The sequence below is a fragment of the Rhizobium sp. Leaf306 genome, assembly GCF_001423425.1.
Taxonomy (GTDB): domain Bacteria; phylum Pseudomonadota; class Alphaproteobacteria; order Rhizobiales; family Rhizobiaceae; genus Neorhizobium; species Neorhizobium soli.
Map to the genome: position 1 here is coordinate 413,043 of NZ_LMNX01000002.1, position 16,100 is coordinate 429,142.

The window sequence follows — 16,100 nt, forward strand, 5'->3', positions numbered from 1 at the left end:
CTTACTCCGCAGCAATGGCAACCGGCTGAATGCCGGCGAGGTAACGTTCGGCTTCGAGCGCTGCCATGCAGCCCATGCCGGCGGCGGTGATCGCCTGTCGGAAGGTGTCGTCGGTGACGTCGCCCGCGGCAAACACGCCGGGAACGTCGGTCATTGTTGAATCAGGCGCCGTCCAGAGATAGCCGCCGTTTTTCATCTTCAGCTTGTCCCTGAAGAGTTCGGTCGCCGGCGCATGGCCGATCGCCACGAACACGCCGTCGATCGGCTGATCGGAGATCGTGCCGGTCCTGGTATCACGCAGGCGCACACCCTCGACCGATGGCGGCAGTGGCGCGCGGGCCGGCTTGCCGGTGACCTCGGCGATTTCGGTGTTCCACATGACCTTGACGTTGGGGCGCTGGAACAGGCGCTCGGACAGGATCTTTTCCGAACGGAACGAGTCACGCCGGTGGACGACCGTCACGGTCTTCGCGATATTGGAGAGATAGAGCGCTTCCTCGACTGCGGAGTTGCCGCCGCCGACCACGATCACATCCTTGTTGCGATAGAAGAAGCCGTCGCATGTGGCGCAGGCGGAAACGCCAAAACCCTGGAACTGCTGCTCGCTTTCGATGCCGAGCCATTTGGCCTTCGCACCGGTCGCGATGATGATCGTATCGGCAGTCCAGACGGTGCCGGAATCGGTGCGGACCGTGAAGGGGCGATGATTCATCTCGACCTCGGTCACGAGATCGTTGACGATCTCGGTGCCCACATGGACCGCCTGCTGCAGCATCTGCTCCATCAGCCAGGGACCCTGGATCGGATCGGCAAAGCCCGGATAGTTTTCAACGTCCGTGGTGATCATCAGCTGACCACCCTGTTCCATGCCTGCAATCAAGACCGGCTTCAGCATCGCACGCGCTGCGTACACCGCAGCTGTATAGCCGGCGGGGCCGGAACCGATGATCAGAACCTCTGTATGACGGGCGGACATGATGACGTTTCCTTTCCAAGACCGTGTCGGGCGCCTGGCGCCGCTTCCTCATATAGGAAGCCATTATTCGGTCTGCCGCTTTTGACACGTCATGTAAGGGCCATCCATGCAACATTGCAAGGGCAGCCTTGCGATAACAACAAGACAGTTGGAACCGCCCGGCGGAAACGGCAGGTCAACTGCGATTGGATGTGTCTCCACGTGCACCTCGGTTGACAACAACTGGACCGGCGCGCGAAATTTTCTTGCGTCGGAACGATGTTATTGTATGTCTTCGCGACACCGAGATGGATACCCGGGAGCCTGCGTGCTCCCGTCAATTTTGAAGGCAGGCACTACACATGGTCGTGAAAGTCGAACTCGATACCATCGACCTGAAGATCCTTCGCGAATTGCAGAAGGACGGACGCATGACCAATGTTGAGCTGTCCGAACGGGTCGGCATATCGGCGCCGCCCTGTCTGCGGCGCGTTCGCAAGCTGGAAGAGAACGGCATCATCAAGGGTTATCGCGCCATGCTGCAGGCGTCGCTGCTCGGATACGATCTTGTCGCCTTCTGCATGGTGGGACTGAAGCAGCAGTCGGACAGCAAGCTGAAGGCCTTCGCGGCGGATATGGAAACGCGGACCTTGGTGCGTCAGGCCTGGATGGTCTCCGGCGAGACCGATTTCCTGCTGCAATGCGTGGCCGAGAACCTCACCGTCTTCCAGGATTTCGTCATCGAGGATCTGACCGCGGTCGACAATGTCGATACGGTTCGCACCATGCTGACGATCCGGCAGGTCAAGGATGCGCCGGTCGTGCAGATCTAGGGTCGTCTCGATCGAGATCGTCCGAGGGGCAGGGAGCAGGAACCAGAGCATGTCCAGCCACGACATCGAGCTTGTGATCACCTGGGTTGATGGTTCGGACCCGGATCATCGCGCGAAGTGCCTGCAATACGATGACGTTGCGTCGAGTTCGCACGCGGTGGCATCCAGCCCGACGCGGTTTGCCGATAACGGCGAGATCTACTATCTCATCGCCTCCGTGCTGAAATACGCGCCGTTCATCACCAAAATTCACATCGTCACGGACGGGCAGAAGCCGGAATTCGTCGACAGTTTTGCGCAGGCGGGTTTCTGCACGGAAGATTTCATCGCCATCGTTGATCACAACGTGGTCTTCGACGGGCTTCCGGCCGTGCTGCCGACGTTCAACTCGCTGTCGATCGAGGCTGCGGTCTGGAATATTCCGGGGCTTTGCGAGAATTTCGTCTACAGCAATGACGACTTCTTTCTGAACGCTCCGACATCTGCCTCCGCGTTCTTTCGCGACGGCAAGCCGATGATTTACGGGCGCGTGAAAAGCGGATTGCGATCCCGCCTCAAGCAGTGCCTGCAGTGGTTCAAGCGGCAGCGGGCGGAAGCGTCCAACGCTGTTCCGAGCTTTACCGTCGCGCAGGAGAAGGGGGCAGAGCTGGCGGGTGCGAAGAACCGGTTTCTGCAGGTCGGCCATTACTTTCACGCGGTCAGACGCTCAACGCTTGCCGATTACTATGCAGCGCATCCCGACGTGCTTCGCCAGCAGCTCTCCCATCGCTTTCGCAACATCGCCCAGCATTCGCCGGTTGCGCTTGCCAATCATCTCGAGATGGAGCGCTTTGGCGCGACCCCGTTACCCGAACACCGCACGGCCTATATCAAGCCGCGGCAGAAGCGGGCGACCGCACCTGTGCTCGCCATGATCGAACAGGGTAGCGCCCCGTTCGGATGTATCCAGAGCCAGGACGAACTCAGCATCGAGCTTCGCCAGGCGCTGACTGACGTGATGATAACGAAATTTCACACCCATCTGCCGCACCGGCTTATCGAACACCTGCGGGCGGCGGGCTGACGAGGTTACCGGTGTAGACAGGACTGCCGAGGCTACGGCAGCAAGACTTGGAGAACGTGCGTGGTACGCAAGAAGAGTAAGCTTGAGGCACTGCTGTCCTTCAACCGCTACCGCAAGCGCTGGGGAGCTGCGAAATACGCCAAGCTCGACCAGGATTACGCGGGCATGAAGCAGCGGCTGATCGAGGATTCGGACCGCGAGCACCGGTCGGGCAAGCAGAAGTCGCTCGACGATCACATGGCGAACCTGAGACTGGAGTTCAAAGGCCAGCCGGAGCTGCTGTTCTATCATGCGCAGCTTATCGTCCTCATGCGGCGCGAATATAATGTCCGGGAGACGTACCAGCAGTTCAAGACCCTGTGGGAGAATGAAGCGCCGTTCCTCACCGCGCATCTCGATCTGCGTTGGCTGATCTCCGCGAGCGACAGCATCGCCGATCTCGACGAGGACCTGACGGCAAGGGCGATCGCCATGATCGGCTCCTCGCTTGCCAACACGATCAAGGTTTACGAGACCGACCGCTTTATCCATGGCGGCGACGAGCGTCCTGTCTCGCAAGATGCTATCGAACAGACGCAAGGTGCGCCGATGCACAGGTTCAACGGGATGTATCTGTTCAAGGTGGGGACCGACGACACGCTGCGAAACATGCGCTGGCGGCTCGATCCGTTTTTCAAACAGGGGATTGCCGGCGCGATCGCGAAGGCGATCTACGACCGCCTGCAGGAGAACGACACGGCATTCAGCCGTTTACGAGCGCTCCACCACCGCGATCGCAGCGGATGGTGGTAGCAGCAGCGTGAGTTGTCCCGGGTTCAGGATGGCTCGCCATTCTTTGCGCGCTGCTTTTTGCGCTGCTTCACCAGCCTGTCCTTCTTGGACCTGATCCGCATACCTCTTGCGAGATTGTAGATGACGCGAAGCGGCATGGTGATCGTGATCAGCTTGCCGAGGTTGCGGTTGCTGTTTTCCAGCCGTTCGGAAAGAACCTGGATCGCCGCGAACACGAAGTTGCTGTTGTCGATATCGGGGAAGTGGCGCGACAGCGCCTTGTAGGGATTGAAAGCTGTTCTTCCTGCCATTTCGAGCTTGTCGCTGTTGGCGAGCAGTTGCAGCACCGACTGTTCGAACGTCCAGTCGTGGATGTGGAACATCTGCCACTTGCGGCTGCGGCGTCCCGAGAAACCGCAAAGCACGACCTTGGCCTGCGGCACCTTCTCGCAGAGCCAGACCGAAAGCGCGAAGCCGGAACTGGCGGTATGGTCGCGCGGGTAGAAATCTTCGAGGTAGCTGCAAAGGTCGATGGCACCTGCTGCGACGCCGCCGAACTCGGCCGGTTCCGTCACCTGTTCCATCGTGGCGGCGCGCATGCTCATGACGCCGGTAAACCCGGGGCCCGGCAGCAGGGCCAGCACCTTGTCGAGAGCGTTGTCGTAGATCAGTTCGGACCCGACGCGGCTGGTGCGTGCCACCAGCAGCGAATTGCGCGTGAACGGCGTTTTCAGCACCTTGCTGACGTAGTTGAAAAAGACGAACAGCGTCGTTTCCGGATAGGCGGCGTGGATCTCGTTGAAGTTCTGCTCGTCACTGTTGGCGACAAGGACGATGTGGCTATAGCCGGCGAAAAACTGCTGCCAGTCTCCCTCGCTCAAAAGGCCGCTCGTCGTCGGTCTGTGCTGCGCCATCCCGGCAGAAAGTTCCGTCATTTGAAGCGTCCTCCATGCAGATGCGGGCAGAGCCGGACCGGTTGCGTGGCACCGAATACCTCTGAAGTTTTCATGGTCTGGTCTCCAAAAGCGTTTCGTAGATTTCCGCCAGACTGTTGGCTTCCTTTTCGATGGCGAAGGCGACGCGCACATGCTCGCGACCGCTCCAGCCCTGCTGGCCGGCCAGTGCAGGGTTTTCGAAATAGGTGCGAAGTGCATCGCGAAGCGCCGTGTAATCGCCGGCCGGAACAACCGATCCGGTCTCACCTTCGACGATCATTTCGGAATAGGCGCCGGCATCGCTTGCAACGACTGCGGTTCCCGATGCCATCGCCTCGAGCGGCGTCAGTCCGAAGCCTTCATTACGGGACGGCGCCACATACAGAGACAGGCGACGGTACCAAGGTTTGATGTCGTCCACTTCGCCCATGAACAGGATGCGATCTGTCAGACCGCTCATGGCGACATCGGCTTTCAACGCATCGCCGAAAACCTTGTTGTCCGGCGTGACACGCCCGCAGACGACGCCCGTCCATTCGGGATAGGACGGCAACAGTTCGATCAGGGCGCGCACGAAAAGGTCTGTGCCCTTCTGATGCCGAACGCGCCCGAAGCAGCCGATCAGATGCTTGCCGAAACCATCTGCCGGGGAGGAAGGGTCGGATGGGCCGGAGGGACGGAAGAGATCGAGATCGACGCCGTGGTGCACCACCTTATAGGGCACTTTCAGGTATGAACCCGATCGTGCAGACGTCGCGACGACCGCATCCATCTTGCTGATCAGAAAACCCGTCCAGGCGGAATGGGTTCGTTGCGCGGCGGAGGTAAACAAGAGCTTCAGCGGCATCCGCAGCACATCGCGCATGAAGAGGCCGGGCAGCATCTCGATATTGCGGCGGGCATGCCAGACACGGGCGCGCCGCCCTGATGGCGGTGACCACAGCGCGGCAAGGTCGGCATAGCGGATGTGGGGAAGGTGGGAGGGCAGGCCAGGTCCCAAGACCGCGATCTTCTGACCCTTTGCCCATTGCACCGGAATCAGCTGGACGATCGTGGACGTCACGCCGGAGAGCCGCTTCTTGAAGTTCGGCGCGATCACTTCGATATCGGATATATCGACCACGGAGCCGGGAGCGATACCGCTGCCCATCTCCGTGGCGACTTCGCCAGACGTTTCCACGAGCGATCAGCCCCAGGAGATGGCGAGGATCTCGTAGGCCTTGGAGCCGCCAGGGGCGACGACTTCGATACTGTCACCCTTCTCCTTGCCGATCATGGCACGGGCGATGGGTGAAGAGATCGAGATGCGGCCAGCCTTCACGTCGGCTTCCTGATCGCCGACGATCTGATAGGTCTTTTCCTCTTCGGTATCTTCATCGATCAGCTTGACGGTTGCGCCGAACTTGATCGTGGAACCGGACATCTTGGAGAGGTCGATCACTTCGGCGCGGGCCGTGAAATCTTCCAGCTCGCCGATGCGGCCTTCATTGTGGCTCTGGGCTTCCTTGGCCGCGTGGTATTCGGCGTTTTCCGAAAGGTCACCATGGGCGCGCGCTTCCGCAATCGCTTCGATGATGCGGGGACGCTCCTCCTGCTGGCGCCAGCGCAGTTCTTCCTGCAACTGGGTAAACCCCTTCGGCGTCATCGGTACCTTTTCAACCATTTTCTTGTCCTTAAGGCGCATGTCCGCGGATGCCGCGGACACAAAAAGAAACAGGTTCCGGAGCGGTAACTTCGGAACCATCTGCAGCATCTGAATTTAGGGCATCATAACAGAATTTCGACTGCTCCCGCTAGGAAAATCGAAATGGTGTCAGATGCGCCAGCTGGAGTTGAATGAATCAAACGTCCCTCGATTTGTCAACGGGTTGACGCAGTCGTAAAGAACATATAGAGAACGCACTAATGAAGAAGTCGCTGAAAGAACGGTTGGCGATCCTGTCGGACGCTGCCAAGTACGACGCCTCCTGCGCCTCCAGCGGGACATCAAAGAGAGATTCGTCGGTATCCGGCGGATTGGGTTCGACCGAGGGGTCCGGCATCTGCCATGCCTATGCCCCGGATGGCCGCTGCATCTCGCTTCTGAAAATCCTTATGACGAATTTCTGCATCTACGATTGCGCCTACTGCATCAATCGTTCCTCCAGCAATGTCGAGCGCGCCCGGTTCACGCCCGAAGAGGTTATCTGGCTGACGCTGGAATTCTATCGGCGCAATTATATCGAGGGTCTGTTCCTGTCGTCGGGGATTATCCGCTCGTCCGATCACACGATGGGCGACATGGTGCGGATCGCGCGGGAATTGCGGACCGTTCATAATTTTCGCGGCTACATCCATTTGAAGACGATCCCAGAAGCTTCGCAGCAGCTGATCGAGGAGGCGGGGCTTTATGCCGACCGTCTGTCGATCAACATCGAACTGCCGACCGATGCCGGGATCAGCCAGTTTGCGCCGGAAAAGCGGCCCGCCAATATTCGTCGCTCGATGGGCGATCTGCGGCTGAAGATCGAGGAGATGCGCGACCCGACGCTGCAGACCAAGCGTCGCAAGCGGTTCGCGCCTGCCGGCCAGAGCACGCAGATGATCGTCGGGGCAGACGGCGCCAACGACGCGACCATTCTCGGGACGAGCGCCAGGCTTTACGGCAGCTACAGCCTCAAGCGCGTCTATTACTCCGCCTTCAGCCCGATCCCGGACTCGTCGAAGACACTGCCGCTGATCAAGCCGCCGTTGATGCGCGAGCATCGGCTCTATCAGGCTGACTGGCTTTACCGGTTCTACGGGTTCGAGATCGGCGAGATTACGGCGTCCACGGAAAACGGCATGCTGGATCTGGACCTTGATCCGAAGCTTGCATGGGCGCTCGGCAACCGCGACAAGTTCCCGGTCGATGTGAACAGGGCGGACAAGGAGACGCTGCTGCGGGTGCCGGGTTTCGGGACCAAGACCGTCGGAGCGATCCTTTCGTCGCGGCGGTTTCGCAAGCTGCGTCTGGAGGATTTAAAGCGGTTGAGCGTGTCTCTGAAGAAGGTACAGCCCTTTATCACCTGCGAAGGGTGGACACCGCGCAAGCTTGCCGACCGGGCCGATCTGCGATCCATGTTCCAGCCAAAGCCGGAGCAGCTGTCGCTTCTATGATGTACCGAGTCTTGTTGCGGGGGAGAGGCGATCTGACCGAGTGGCGCGATGCTGCGCGTGCCTATCTGGCGGCCGGCATCGCACCTGATCGCGTCGAGTGGCGCACGATGGACGACACGGACGGATTGTTCGGGCTGGACGGCAACCAGTTGCCTGCGCCTGTCGACAAGCCGGTGACGCAGGGTGTTCCTCCAGCCTTTCTGAAGCTTGCCGCCTCGGTCATCTGCCATTCCGATCCGACGCGGTTCTCGCTTCTCTACCGGATGCTGTTTCGCATGGCGCACGGGCGCAATTTTCTGGGTATGGCGACCGATCCAGATGTGGTGGCGGCAAACCGGGTGTCGAAGTCGATCGGCCGCGACTATCACAAGATGACCGCCTTCGTCCGTTTCAAGGAAATTCCACTGCCGGAGGGTGTTGCCGGACGCCGGCGCTTTGTGTCCTGGTTCGAGCCTGATCATTTTATCATCGACCGTGTGGCCCCGTTTTTCCAGCGTCGTTTCAACGACATGGACTGGCTGATCGTGACGCCCAGGGGTTCGGCGTCCTGGGATGGCGAGACCCTGCGGACCAGCGATGAGCCCGCCGAAAAGCCAGACCTTCGCGACGACACGGACGATCTGTGGCGGACGTACTATGCCAATATCTTCAACCCCGCGCGGCTGAAGGTGAAGATGATGATGTCGGAAATGCCGAAGAAGTACTGGAAGAACCTGCCCGAGGCAGAGCTTATTCCGGGCATGATCGCCAGCGCCGAGGCAAGTGTGATCGAGATGGGACGCAAGGCGGCGAGCGAACCCCTGGCGTTCCACCATCGCATCCAGGAAGCCGCAGCACGGGTGCCAATGCCAGAAGGGCCGACCGCCGGTACAATCGAGGCCTTGCGGGAGGAAGCACGTCGCTGCACCCGCTGCGACCTCCATTGCATGGCGACCCAGACGGTTTTCGGCGAGGGGCCTGTCAATGCCAAGGTGATGATCGTCGGCGAGCAGCCGGGCGATCAGGAGGATCTGGCCGGGCGCCCCTTCGTCGGGCCGGCGGGCAAAGTGTTCAACGAGGCGGTGAGCGCGGCCGGGATCGACCGGACGCAATTCTACATCACCAATGCGGTGAAGCATTTCAAATACGAGCCACGCGGCAAGCGGCGCATTCACCAGAAGCCAAATATGGGCGAGGTGCAGCAGTGTCGCTGGTGGCTCGTCCAAGAACTCGATCTGGTGCAGCCGAAGCTGGTCGTCGCGATGGGTGCGACCGCGCTGTTTTCACTCACCGAGATGCGCCACAAGCTGGAGGACGTGCGGGGCAGACCGATCGCCATGGAGAACGGACGGATGCTGTTCGTCACCGTGCATCCGTCCTACCTGCTTCGCATTCCCAATGAAGGGCGAAAGGCGGAGGAGGTGGCGCGGTTCAAAGAGGATATCGTGGCGATCGGACGCCTGGCTTCGTAAGCGAAGCATCAGCTTCATTGGTGGGCCCAGGTTTCAATTGACTTCGTCTTGAAATGAAAGCTGTATTCGGCGGGGTCTCTCAAGACTATAGCTGGGGAATATGTCGAATACAGACGTCGCGGTCACACCGCCATTCAAGACGCAACCTTTCGGCTCCACGCTTCGGTGCGAATATTCGCTAATGGAGGCGGTCGGGTATATCATACTCTGGGTGATCATCAGTGTGTTGACACTTGGGATCGGTGCGTTCTTCGCGGTTTACTACTTCTACAAGAGCATCATCAACAAGACCTACCTGATCGGCCGGGACGGCCAGCGGATCGCGCGGCTCGAATGTGAACTCAACCTGGCGGAGATGATAGGTCACATCCTGATCTGGATCCTGATCTCCATCGTGACGCTCGGGATCGGTCTTGTGTTCTACGTCTTCCGCACCTTGCGGCTCTGCTTCAACAGGACAAGGCTCGTTTATATCTGAGCGCGTTCAGTGTCCCGAGCCGATCGCGCTTTCGTCGATATGGGCGCGGGCGTAGATCGTGCGGGCGGTCGCTGCGAGGATAAGCAGGACCAGTGAGGCGAGGAGGCAGCAGCTGGCAAAACCCGTCGAGAAGGATTGCCGGGCGGCCTCCAGCCAGACCGGGCCTTCGCCTGCCTGAAGAGCGGCGCCACCGAGCCCGCGTGCCGTCTCGACGGCGCCGCCGATTGTCGCCCTGACCGTCGCGGCCTGGGCCGGGTTAAGGCCGGTTACATCGGCGCCATCCATCAGAATGCGGTAAACCAAAGTGCCGAAGCTGCCGAGAAGGGCGACGCCGAGAGCGCCGCCGAATTCGGCGCTGGTTTCGGAAATCGCCGAGGCCGAGCCGGAGCGTTCCGGCGGCGCCGTGCCAACGATCAGGCCAGTCGTCGTCAAAACGACGGGCACAAAGCCGATGGCGATGAACATGGTCGAGCCGAGGACGCCGTAGAGGCTCTCGGAATAGGCGGCGATCGACATGGACAACATGCCGGCCGCGTTGATGATGAGACCGATCAGGACGGTGTTGACCGGACCGAACCGGTTGGTGAAACGGTAGGCCTGTAGTGACATGACGGTAAAGACGATCGATGACGGGATCGACCAGAGGGCGGCTTCGAGCGGCGACAGGCCGAGCACGAACTGCAGGAAGAGGTTCTGGTAGAGAAACACCCCGAAGACGAAGAACATGCCCGCGAGATTGACGAGAAGCGAGGCGGTGAAGGCGGGGATGGCAAACAGCTTGAGGTCGATCAGAGGCTGCGTCAGGCGCTTCTGACGGCGGATGAACAGGTAGCCGAACGCAACGCCGACCGCGATCGGGATCAGATGCTGGCTCTGGAACCCATCTGCCGCCATGTGCTTGAAGCCGTAGATCACCGGCAGCACGGTCGCGAGCGACAGGACGACGCTGACGAGATCGAGCTTGGCACTTTCCGGGCTTTTGTATTCCGGCAGGAGGAACGGGGCGACGACCAGAAGCACCAGCATGATCGGAATGTTGATGAGAAACACCGAGCCCCAGTGAAAATACTGCAGGAGAAAGCCGCCGAGGAGCGGGCCAATTAGTCCGCCCAGTGCGAAAGCTGTTCCCCAGATGCCGATCGCCCGGTTTCGCTCGGCTTCGTTCTTGAACAGGTTGACGATCAGCGACAGGGTCGAGGGCGCGATCGTCGCACCGGCGATGCCGAGAAGCGCACGGGCTGCGATGAGTTCCTGTGCTGTCGAGGAGAAAGCGGCAAGTGCCGAGGCGATCCCGAAGGCGAATGCGCCGATCAGCAGCACGCGGCGGCGGCCGATCCGGTCTCCGAGCGTGCCCATGGTGACAAGAAAGCCCGCGACCATGAAGCCGTAGATATCGTTGATCCAGAGCAGTTCGGACGCCGACGGATCGAGATCCACAACGATCGCGGGGACGGCGAGAAAAAGGATGGACAAGTCCATCGAGTAGATCAGGCAGGCGATCGACAGGACGCAGGCACCGATCCATTCCCGGCGACCGGCAGGCTCGTGGCCCGGATGTTGCGACGGCGTCTGCATCGTTCCTCTCCCAGATATCGGCTTGCGGATTTACCGCACGTCTCAGGATCGGGCAACCGCGGGGGCCAGCAAAGAAAACGGGCGCCTGAAGCGCCCGTCGGAGAGTGTTATGCGAAGTAGCTTTGCAGCGTCCGCACTTCGAGATTGCCGGCCTTCAGCGCCTTGATCGCCATCGCAGCGGATTCGGCACCTGAAATCGTCGTGTAATACGGCACCTTCTGCATCAACGTTGCACGGCGCAGCGATTTCGAGTCCGAGATCGCCTTGTTTGAATCCGTCGTATTGATGACGAGCTGGACTTGGCGGTTGCGGATGGCATCCTCGATATGCGGGCGTCCTTCCAAGACCTTGTTGATCTTGGTCGACTCGATGCCGTTTTCGGCGAGGAAGCGGGCGGTACCGCCGGTGGCGATGACCTTGAAGCCTATTTCCTTCAGCATGCGGATGGCCGGCAGCACGCGTGGCTTGTCGTCGTCGCGGACCGACACGAAGACCGCACCGTCGCGGGGCAGTTCGACGCTTGCACCGAGCTGGCTCTTGGCAAAGGCGAGCGCGAAGTCCGTATCGAGACCCATCACTTCGCCGGTCGAACGCATTTCCGGTCCGAGCAGGATGTCGACGCCGGGGAAGCGGGCAAACGGGAAGACCGCTTCCTTGACCGCGATATGCTTCAGGTTGCGCGGATCGGGCTTGGTGCCGTAGGCCGCAAAGATCGCGTCGAGCTTTTCGCCGGCCATGGCACGGGCGGCGATCTTTGCGATCGGGGCGCCGATAGTCTTGGCCACGAAGGGCACGGTGCGCGAGGCACGCGGGTTGACTTCGAGCACGTAGACGGTGCCGTCCTTGATGGCGAACTGGACGTTCATCAAGCCGACGACGTTGAGCGCCTTGGCCATCGACGTTGCCTGGCGTTCCAGTTCGTCGATCATCGCGTTGGACAGCGTGCGCGGCGGCAGCGAGCAGGCGCTGTCGCCCGAGTGGATGCCGGCTTCCTCGATGTGCTCCATGATACCGGCGACATAGACGTCTGTGCCGTCGCAGAGGCAGTCGACATCGACTTCGATGGCGTTGGACAGGTAGCTGTCGAACAGAAGCGGGTTCTTGCCGAGCAGGGTGTTGATCTGGCCGGTCTTGTCGTTCGGGTAGCGCTGCTTGATATCCTCAGGCACCAGTTCCGGCACCGTATCGAGCAGGTAGCTCTGCAGCTGGCTTTCCGAATGCAGGATCTGCATGGCGCGGCCGCCGAGAACGTAGGATGGGCGAACGACCAGCGGGAAGCCGATTTCCGACGCCACGAGGCGGGCCTGCTCGACCGAGTAGGCAATGCCGTTGTTCGGCTGCGTCAGGTCGAGCTTCATCAGAAGCTTCTGGAAGCGGTCGCGGTCTTCGGCCAGGTCGATCATGTCGGGCGCCGTGCCGAGGATCGGGATACCGTTCTTTTCGAGCGCTTCGGCAAGCTTCAGCGGTGTCTGGCCGCCGAACTGCACGATGACGCCGACGACTTCGCCCTTTTCCTGTTCCGCGCGGAGAATCTCGATGACGTCTTCAGCCGTCAGCGGCTCGAAATAGAGGCGGTCGGACGTGTCGTAGTCGGTCGATACGGTTTCCGGGTTGCAGTTGATCATGATCGCTTCGTAGCCGGCATCCTTCAGGGCGAAGGCGGCGTGGCAGCAGCAATAGTCGAACTCGATGCCCTGGCCGATGCGGTTCGGACCGCCGCCCAGTATGACGACCTTCTTGGCGGTCGAGACTTCGGCTTCCGAGCGCAGTTCGCCGACGAACGGCGTCTCGTAGGTCGAGTACATGTAGGCGGTCGGCGACGCGAATTCGGCAGCGCAGGTATCGATGCGCTTGAAGACCGGCCGCACGTTGAGCGCGTTGCGCAGTTCCGCGACTTCCTTCGGGCGTTTCTTGGTCAGGCTGGCGAGGCGGGCGTCTGAGAAGCCCATGGCCTTCAGCATGCGCAGGTTCTCGGCGTCAGCAGGCAGGCCGTGTTCGCGAACGCGGGCTTCCATGTCGACGATCGCCTTGAACTGGGCGATGAACCACGGGTCGATCTTGCAGGCTTCATGCACTTCGGCTTCGGAGAGACCGAGACGGAGAGCCTGGGCGACCTGGCGCAGACGGTCCGGCGTTGGCGTGCCGATCGCGGCGCGGATGGCATTCTTGGAGCCTTCGCCCTCTTCCATGCCGGGGATCTCGATCTCGTCGAGACCGGTCAGGCCGGTTTCAAGACCGCGGAGCGCCTTCTGCAGCGATTCGGCAAAGGTACGGCCGATCGCCATGACTTCACCGACCGACTTCATGGCGGTGGTCAGCACCGGCGAGGCGCCCGGGAATTTCTCAAAGGCAAAGCGCGGGATCTTGGTGACGACGTAGTCGATCGACGGTTCGAACGAGGCAGGGGTCGCGCCGCCGGTGATGTCGTTGTCGAGTTCGTCGAGCGTGTATCCGACCGCAAGCTTTGCCGCGACCTTGGCGATCGGGAAGCCTGTCGCCTTGGAGGCGAGCGCCGACGAACGCGATACGCGCGGGTTCATTTCGATGACGACAAGACGGCCATCGGCCGGATTGACCGCGAACTGGACGTTGGAGCCGCCGGTCTCGACACCGATCTCGCGCAGGACCGCGATCGATGCGTTGCGCATGATCTGGTATTCTTTGTCGGTCAGCGTCAGGGCCGGTGCGACGGTGATCGAGTCGCCGGTGTGGACGCCCATCGGGTCGATGTTTTCGATCGAGCAGATGATGATGCAGTTATCCGCGGTGTCGCGGACCACTTCCATCTCGTATTCCTTCCAGCCGAGAACCGATTCCTCGATCAGCACTTCGGTGGTCGGCGAGGCATCGAGGCCGCCGCCGATGATCTCGAAGAATTCCGAGCGATTGTAGGCAATGCCGCCGCCGGTGCCGCCCATGGTAAAGGAGGGGCGGATGATGGCGGGTAGGCCGACGACGTCGATAGCCTGTGCCGCAATCGCCATCGCGTGGCTGATATAGCGCTGCTTGCGGTCGGTCTCGCCGAGGTTCCACTGGTTTTCGAGCGCGTCGAGCGCCTTGTCGAGCTCGGCGCCGGACAGTTCGGCCTTGACCTTGTTGCGCTCGGCTTCGTGCGTCTTGCGGTCCGCATCCTTGATGTCGGTGGCGTTGGCCAGCATCGACTTCGGGGTTTCGAGGCCGATGCGGCTCATGGCTTCGCGGAAGAGGGCGCGGTCCTCGGCCATGTCGATGGCGGCGGGCTTGGCGCCGATCATCTCGACATTGTAGCGGTCGAGCACGCCCATTCTCTTCAGCGAAAGCGCCGTGTTCAAGGCCGTCTGGCCGCCCATGGTCGGCAAAAGCGCGTCAGGGCGTTCCTTGGCGATGATCTTGGCCACCACTTCCGGGGTGATCGGCTCGATATAGGTGGCGTCGGCCAGGCCCGGATCGGTCATGATCGTTGCCGGGTTGGAGTTGACCAGGATGACCCGGTAACCTTCTTCGCGCAGCGCCTTGCAGGCCTGGGTGCCGGAATAGTCGAATTCGCATGCCTGGCCGATGACGATCGGGCCCGCCCCGATGATGAGGATCGATTTGATGTCTTGGCGCTTCGGCATGATCTCTATCCACTTTTTTCTGCGCGAAAAACCGGCACGGGGCGTGAAGCTCCGGTCGGGTGGCGTGCGCATGTTTTTTCTGGCTAGACGCGGCTTATAGGGAAATGTGCCGGGGAACGGAACCCCATAATTGAGCATATCGACAGGAATTGTCCGGATTGGACGTTGCACACGCAACATTCGGTGTCAGGCTGGTTTTAACTTTCGACGGATACACTCGTGCTGTTTGTGCAAGGTAGTCTGACGTCATGGATTTGGAACTGATCAGGGCGCGGTACGGGTTGCTGTCGCTCACCGTCGCCTCCTATGTGGTGGCTTTCGGATTGGCGCAGATTACCGGACTGAAAGTGGATTATGCCGGCGTCGGCAGGTCCGCCGGTTACTTTGTCGCATTGCTCGTCGTCGTCGGGTTTTACTGTCACGTCCGCAAGCTGAATGCGATGACGTTCGTTCTCGAAACGGTCACCTGTACTCTGCTTCTCATCGTGCCGGTACTCGTCTCTACCTATCTCAGCATCCGGGTCGGCATGCCGACTGCGGACGCGGTGCTTATGTCGTGGGATGCGGCACTTGGCCTGTCATGGCGAGGGTTCATAGCATTTGTTGATGCAAGGCCGTTGCTGGCTGAGATCCTCGGCCTCGCGTACCTGTCGTTTTCGTTCCAGTTGCTCCTGATTCCGGTCGTCCTCATCGCGACGGGTCGTCCTCTGCGTGCCTATCAGATGGCGATTGCATACGCGGTGCTATGCTACATCTCGAGCGTGATATCGATCTGGTTTCCAGCACTTGGAGCCTATGTCGTCTACGGTGTCGAGCCAGAGCAACTGACAAGCATCAACGCGTATTTCAGCTTTTTCTTTCTCGATCAGTTCAATGCCTTGAGGACAGATCCTGATTTCATTTTCAGAATGGAGGAGGTCGCCGGCATTTTGACATTCCCATCCGTGCACGCCGCGGTCGCCGCACTTTGCGCCTGGGCCGCATGGGATCTTAGATTTGCGCGCTATCCGATGATGGTGATCAACATCCTGATGGCTGTTGCGGCTGTTTCGCATGCCAGTCATTATTTTGTCGATGTGCTGGCAGGCGGGGTCGTCGCCGGCGTTTCCATCGTTGCCGTCAAACGGCTGACACGGGGACCAAACAGATCGCCGGTAATGGAAAACCAGGCTCTGTCACAGCCTCGACGAGACCCGTTTCCGAACCACGATCGTACCGTTTGCTCCCGTCCTGACATGGACAGGCCTGATTTGCCGCTCTAATCCTTGGCATACGTCAATATTTGCAGCGGCAACGATCCTTGAA

The 16,100-nt window shown here is 60.3% G+C and carries 13 protein-coding genes; 7 read left to right on the forward strand and 6 right to left on the reverse strand.

Features of this window, described 5'->3' with window-relative positions; all coding sequences use genetic code 11:
* Position 1 precedes the first annotated feature (1 nt).
* Positions 2-976 carry a thioredoxin-disulfide reductase gene (gene trxB / locus ASG19_RS09850; protein ID WP_062455861.1) on the reverse strand — a complete coding sequence of 325 codons (975 nt, stop codon included), beginning with the start codon at positions 974-976 and terminating at the stop codon, positions 2-4.
* Between the two features lie 341 nt (positions 977-1,317).
* Between trxB and ASG19_RS09855 the strand changes: the two genes are divergently transcribed.
* The 3 genes from ASG19_RS09855 to ASG19_RS09865 are packed head-to-tail and all read left to right on the forward strand — an operon-like array spanning position 1,318 to position 3,643.
* A complete protein-coding gene (locus ASG19_RS09855) occupies positions 1,318-1,788 on the forward strand; it encodes an Lrp/AsnC family transcriptional regulator (protein WP_062455864.1) in 471 nt (156 codons plus the stop codon).
* A gap of 49 nt (positions 1,789-1,837) precedes the next feature.
* Positions 1,838-2,851 (forward strand): Stealth CR1 domain-containing protein, encoded by a 1,014-nt coding sequence (locus ASG19_RS09860; RefSeq protein WP_062455867.1) that lies wholly within the window; start codon positions 1,838-1,840, stop codon positions 2,849-2,851.
* 60 nt (positions 2,852-2,911) lie between these two features.
* Entirely contained in the window at positions 2,912-3,643 is a 732-nt protein-coding gene (locus ASG19_RS09865; RefSeq protein ID WP_062455870.1) for a hypothetical protein, read from the forward strand.
* A 23-nt stretch (positions 3,644-3,666) separates the two neighbouring features.
* Here the strand turns inward: ASG19_RS09865 and ASG19_RS09870 are convergent, their stop codons facing one another.
* From ASG19_RS09870 to greA, 3 genes are all read right to left on the reverse strand, one after another.
* Positions 3,667-4,557 carry a hypothetical protein gene (locus ASG19_RS09870; RefSeq protein WP_062455873.1) on the reverse strand — a complete coding sequence of 297 codons (891 nt, stop codon included), beginning with the start codon at positions 4,555-4,557 and terminating at the stop codon, positions 3,667-3,669.
* Between the two features lie 70 nt (positions 4,558-4,627).
* Entirely contained in the window at positions 4,628-5,680 is a 1,053-nt protein-coding gene (locus ASG19_RS09875) for a glycosyltransferase family 4 protein (RefSeq protein WP_062457926.1), read from the reverse strand.
* A 63-nt stretch (positions 5,681-5,743) separates the two neighbouring features.
* Positions 5,744-6,220, reverse strand: a complete 477-nt coding sequence (greA, locus tag ASG19_RS09880) for a transcription elongation factor GreA (protein WP_062457929.1) — start codon at positions 6,218-6,220, stop codon at positions 5,744-5,746.
* A gap of 242 nt (positions 6,221-6,462) precedes the next feature.
* On the opposite strand from greA, the gene ASG19_RS09885 reads away from it, so the two are divergent.
* From ASG19_RS09885 to ASG19_RS09895, 3 genes are all read left to right on the forward strand, one after another.
* Positions 6,463-7,695, forward strand: a complete 1,233-nt coding sequence (locus ASG19_RS09885; RefSeq protein WP_062455876.1) for a putative DNA modification/repair radical SAM protein — start codon at positions 6,463-6,465, stop codon at positions 7,693-7,695.
* On the forward strand, positions 7,695-9,146 hold the full coding sequence (locus ASG19_RS09890; protein ID WP_062455878.1) for a UdgX family uracil-DNA binding protein: 1,452 nt from the start codon (positions 7,695-7,697) through the stop codon (positions 9,144-9,146). Before ASG19_RS09885 ends, ASG19_RS09890 begins: the two co-directional genes overlap by 1 nt.
* 100 nt (positions 9,147-9,246) lie before the next feature.
* Entirely contained in the window at positions 9,247-9,624 is a 378-nt protein-coding gene (locus tag ASG19_RS09895) for a DUF6693 family protein (RefSeq protein WP_062455881.1), read from the forward strand.
* A gap of 6 nt (positions 9,625-9,630) precedes the next feature.
* Here the strand turns inward: ASG19_RS09895 and ASG19_RS09900 are convergent, their stop codons facing one another.
* Together ASG19_RS09900 and carB are read right to left on the reverse strand one after the other, a co-directional pair.
* Positions 9,631-11,199, reverse strand: coding sequence for an MFS transporter (locus tag ASG19_RS09900; protein ID WP_062455884.1), 1,569 nt, complete (start codon positions 11,197-11,199; stop codon positions 9,631-9,633).
* A 107-nt stretch (positions 11,200-11,306) separates the two neighbouring features.
* The gene (gene carB / locus ASG19_RS09905) at positions 11,307-14,795 is read right to left on the reverse strand and encodes a carbamoyl-phosphate synthase large subunit (protein WP_062455887.1); all 3,489 of its coding nucleotides are present in this window, start codon (positions 14,793-14,795) and stop codon (positions 11,307-11,309) included.
* Between the two features lie 248 nt (positions 14,796-15,043).
* Between carB and ASG19_RS09910 the strand changes: the two genes are divergently transcribed.
* Positions 15,044-16,057, forward strand: coding sequence for a phosphatase PAP2 family protein (locus ASG19_RS09910; protein ID WP_062455890.1), 1,014 nt, complete (start codon positions 15,044-15,046; stop codon positions 16,055-16,057).
* Positions 16,058-16,100 lie beyond the last annotated feature (43 nt).

What these genes read in the sequence shown, in the direction of transcription:
- trxB (WP_062455861.1), bottom strand. Translation starts at nt 976, where the DNA reads ATGTCCGCCCGTCATACAGAGGTTCTGATCATCGGTTCCGGCCCCGCC.
- ASG19_RS09855 (WP_062455864.1), top strand. Translation starts at nt 1,318, where the DNA reads ATGGTCGTGAAAGTCGAACTCGATACCATCGACCTGAAGATCCTTCGC.
- ASG19_RS09860 (WP_062455867.1), top strand. Translation starts at nt 1,838, where the DNA reads ATGTCCAGCCACGACATCGAGCTTGTGATCACCTGGGTTGATGGTTCG.
- ASG19_RS09870 (WP_062455873.1), bottom strand. Translation starts at nt 4,557, where the DNA reads ATGACGGAACTTTCTGCCGGGATGGCGCAGCACAGACCGACGACGAGC.
- greA (WP_062457929.1), bottom strand. Translation starts at nt 6,220, where the DNA reads ATGGTTGAAAAGGTACCGATGACGCCGAAGGGGTTTACCCAGTTGCAG.
- ASG19_RS09885 (WP_062455876.1), top strand. Translation starts at nt 6,463, where the DNA reads ATGAAGAAGTCGCTGAAAGAACGGTTGGCGATCCTGTCGGACGCTGCC.
- ASG19_RS09890 (WP_062455878.1), top strand. Translation starts at nt 7,695, where the DNA reads ATGTACCGAGTCTTGTTGCGGGGGAGAGGCGATCTGACCGAGTGGCGC.
- ASG19_RS09895 (WP_062455881.1), top strand. Translation starts at nt 9,247, where the DNA reads ATGTCGAATACAGACGTCGCGGTCACACCGCCATTCAAGACGCAACCT.
- ASG19_RS09900 (WP_062455884.1), bottom strand. Translation starts at nt 11,199, where the DNA reads ATGCAGACGCCGTCGCAACATCCGGGCCACGAGCCTGCCGGTCGCCGG.
- carB (WP_062455887.1), bottom strand. Translation starts at nt 14,795, where the DNA reads ATGCCGAAGCGCCAAGACATCAAATCGATCCTCATCATCGGGGCGGGC.
- ASG19_RS09910 (WP_062455890.1), top strand. Translation starts at nt 15,044, where the DNA reads ATGGATTTGGAACTGATCAGGGCGCGGTACGGGTTGCTGTCGCTCACC.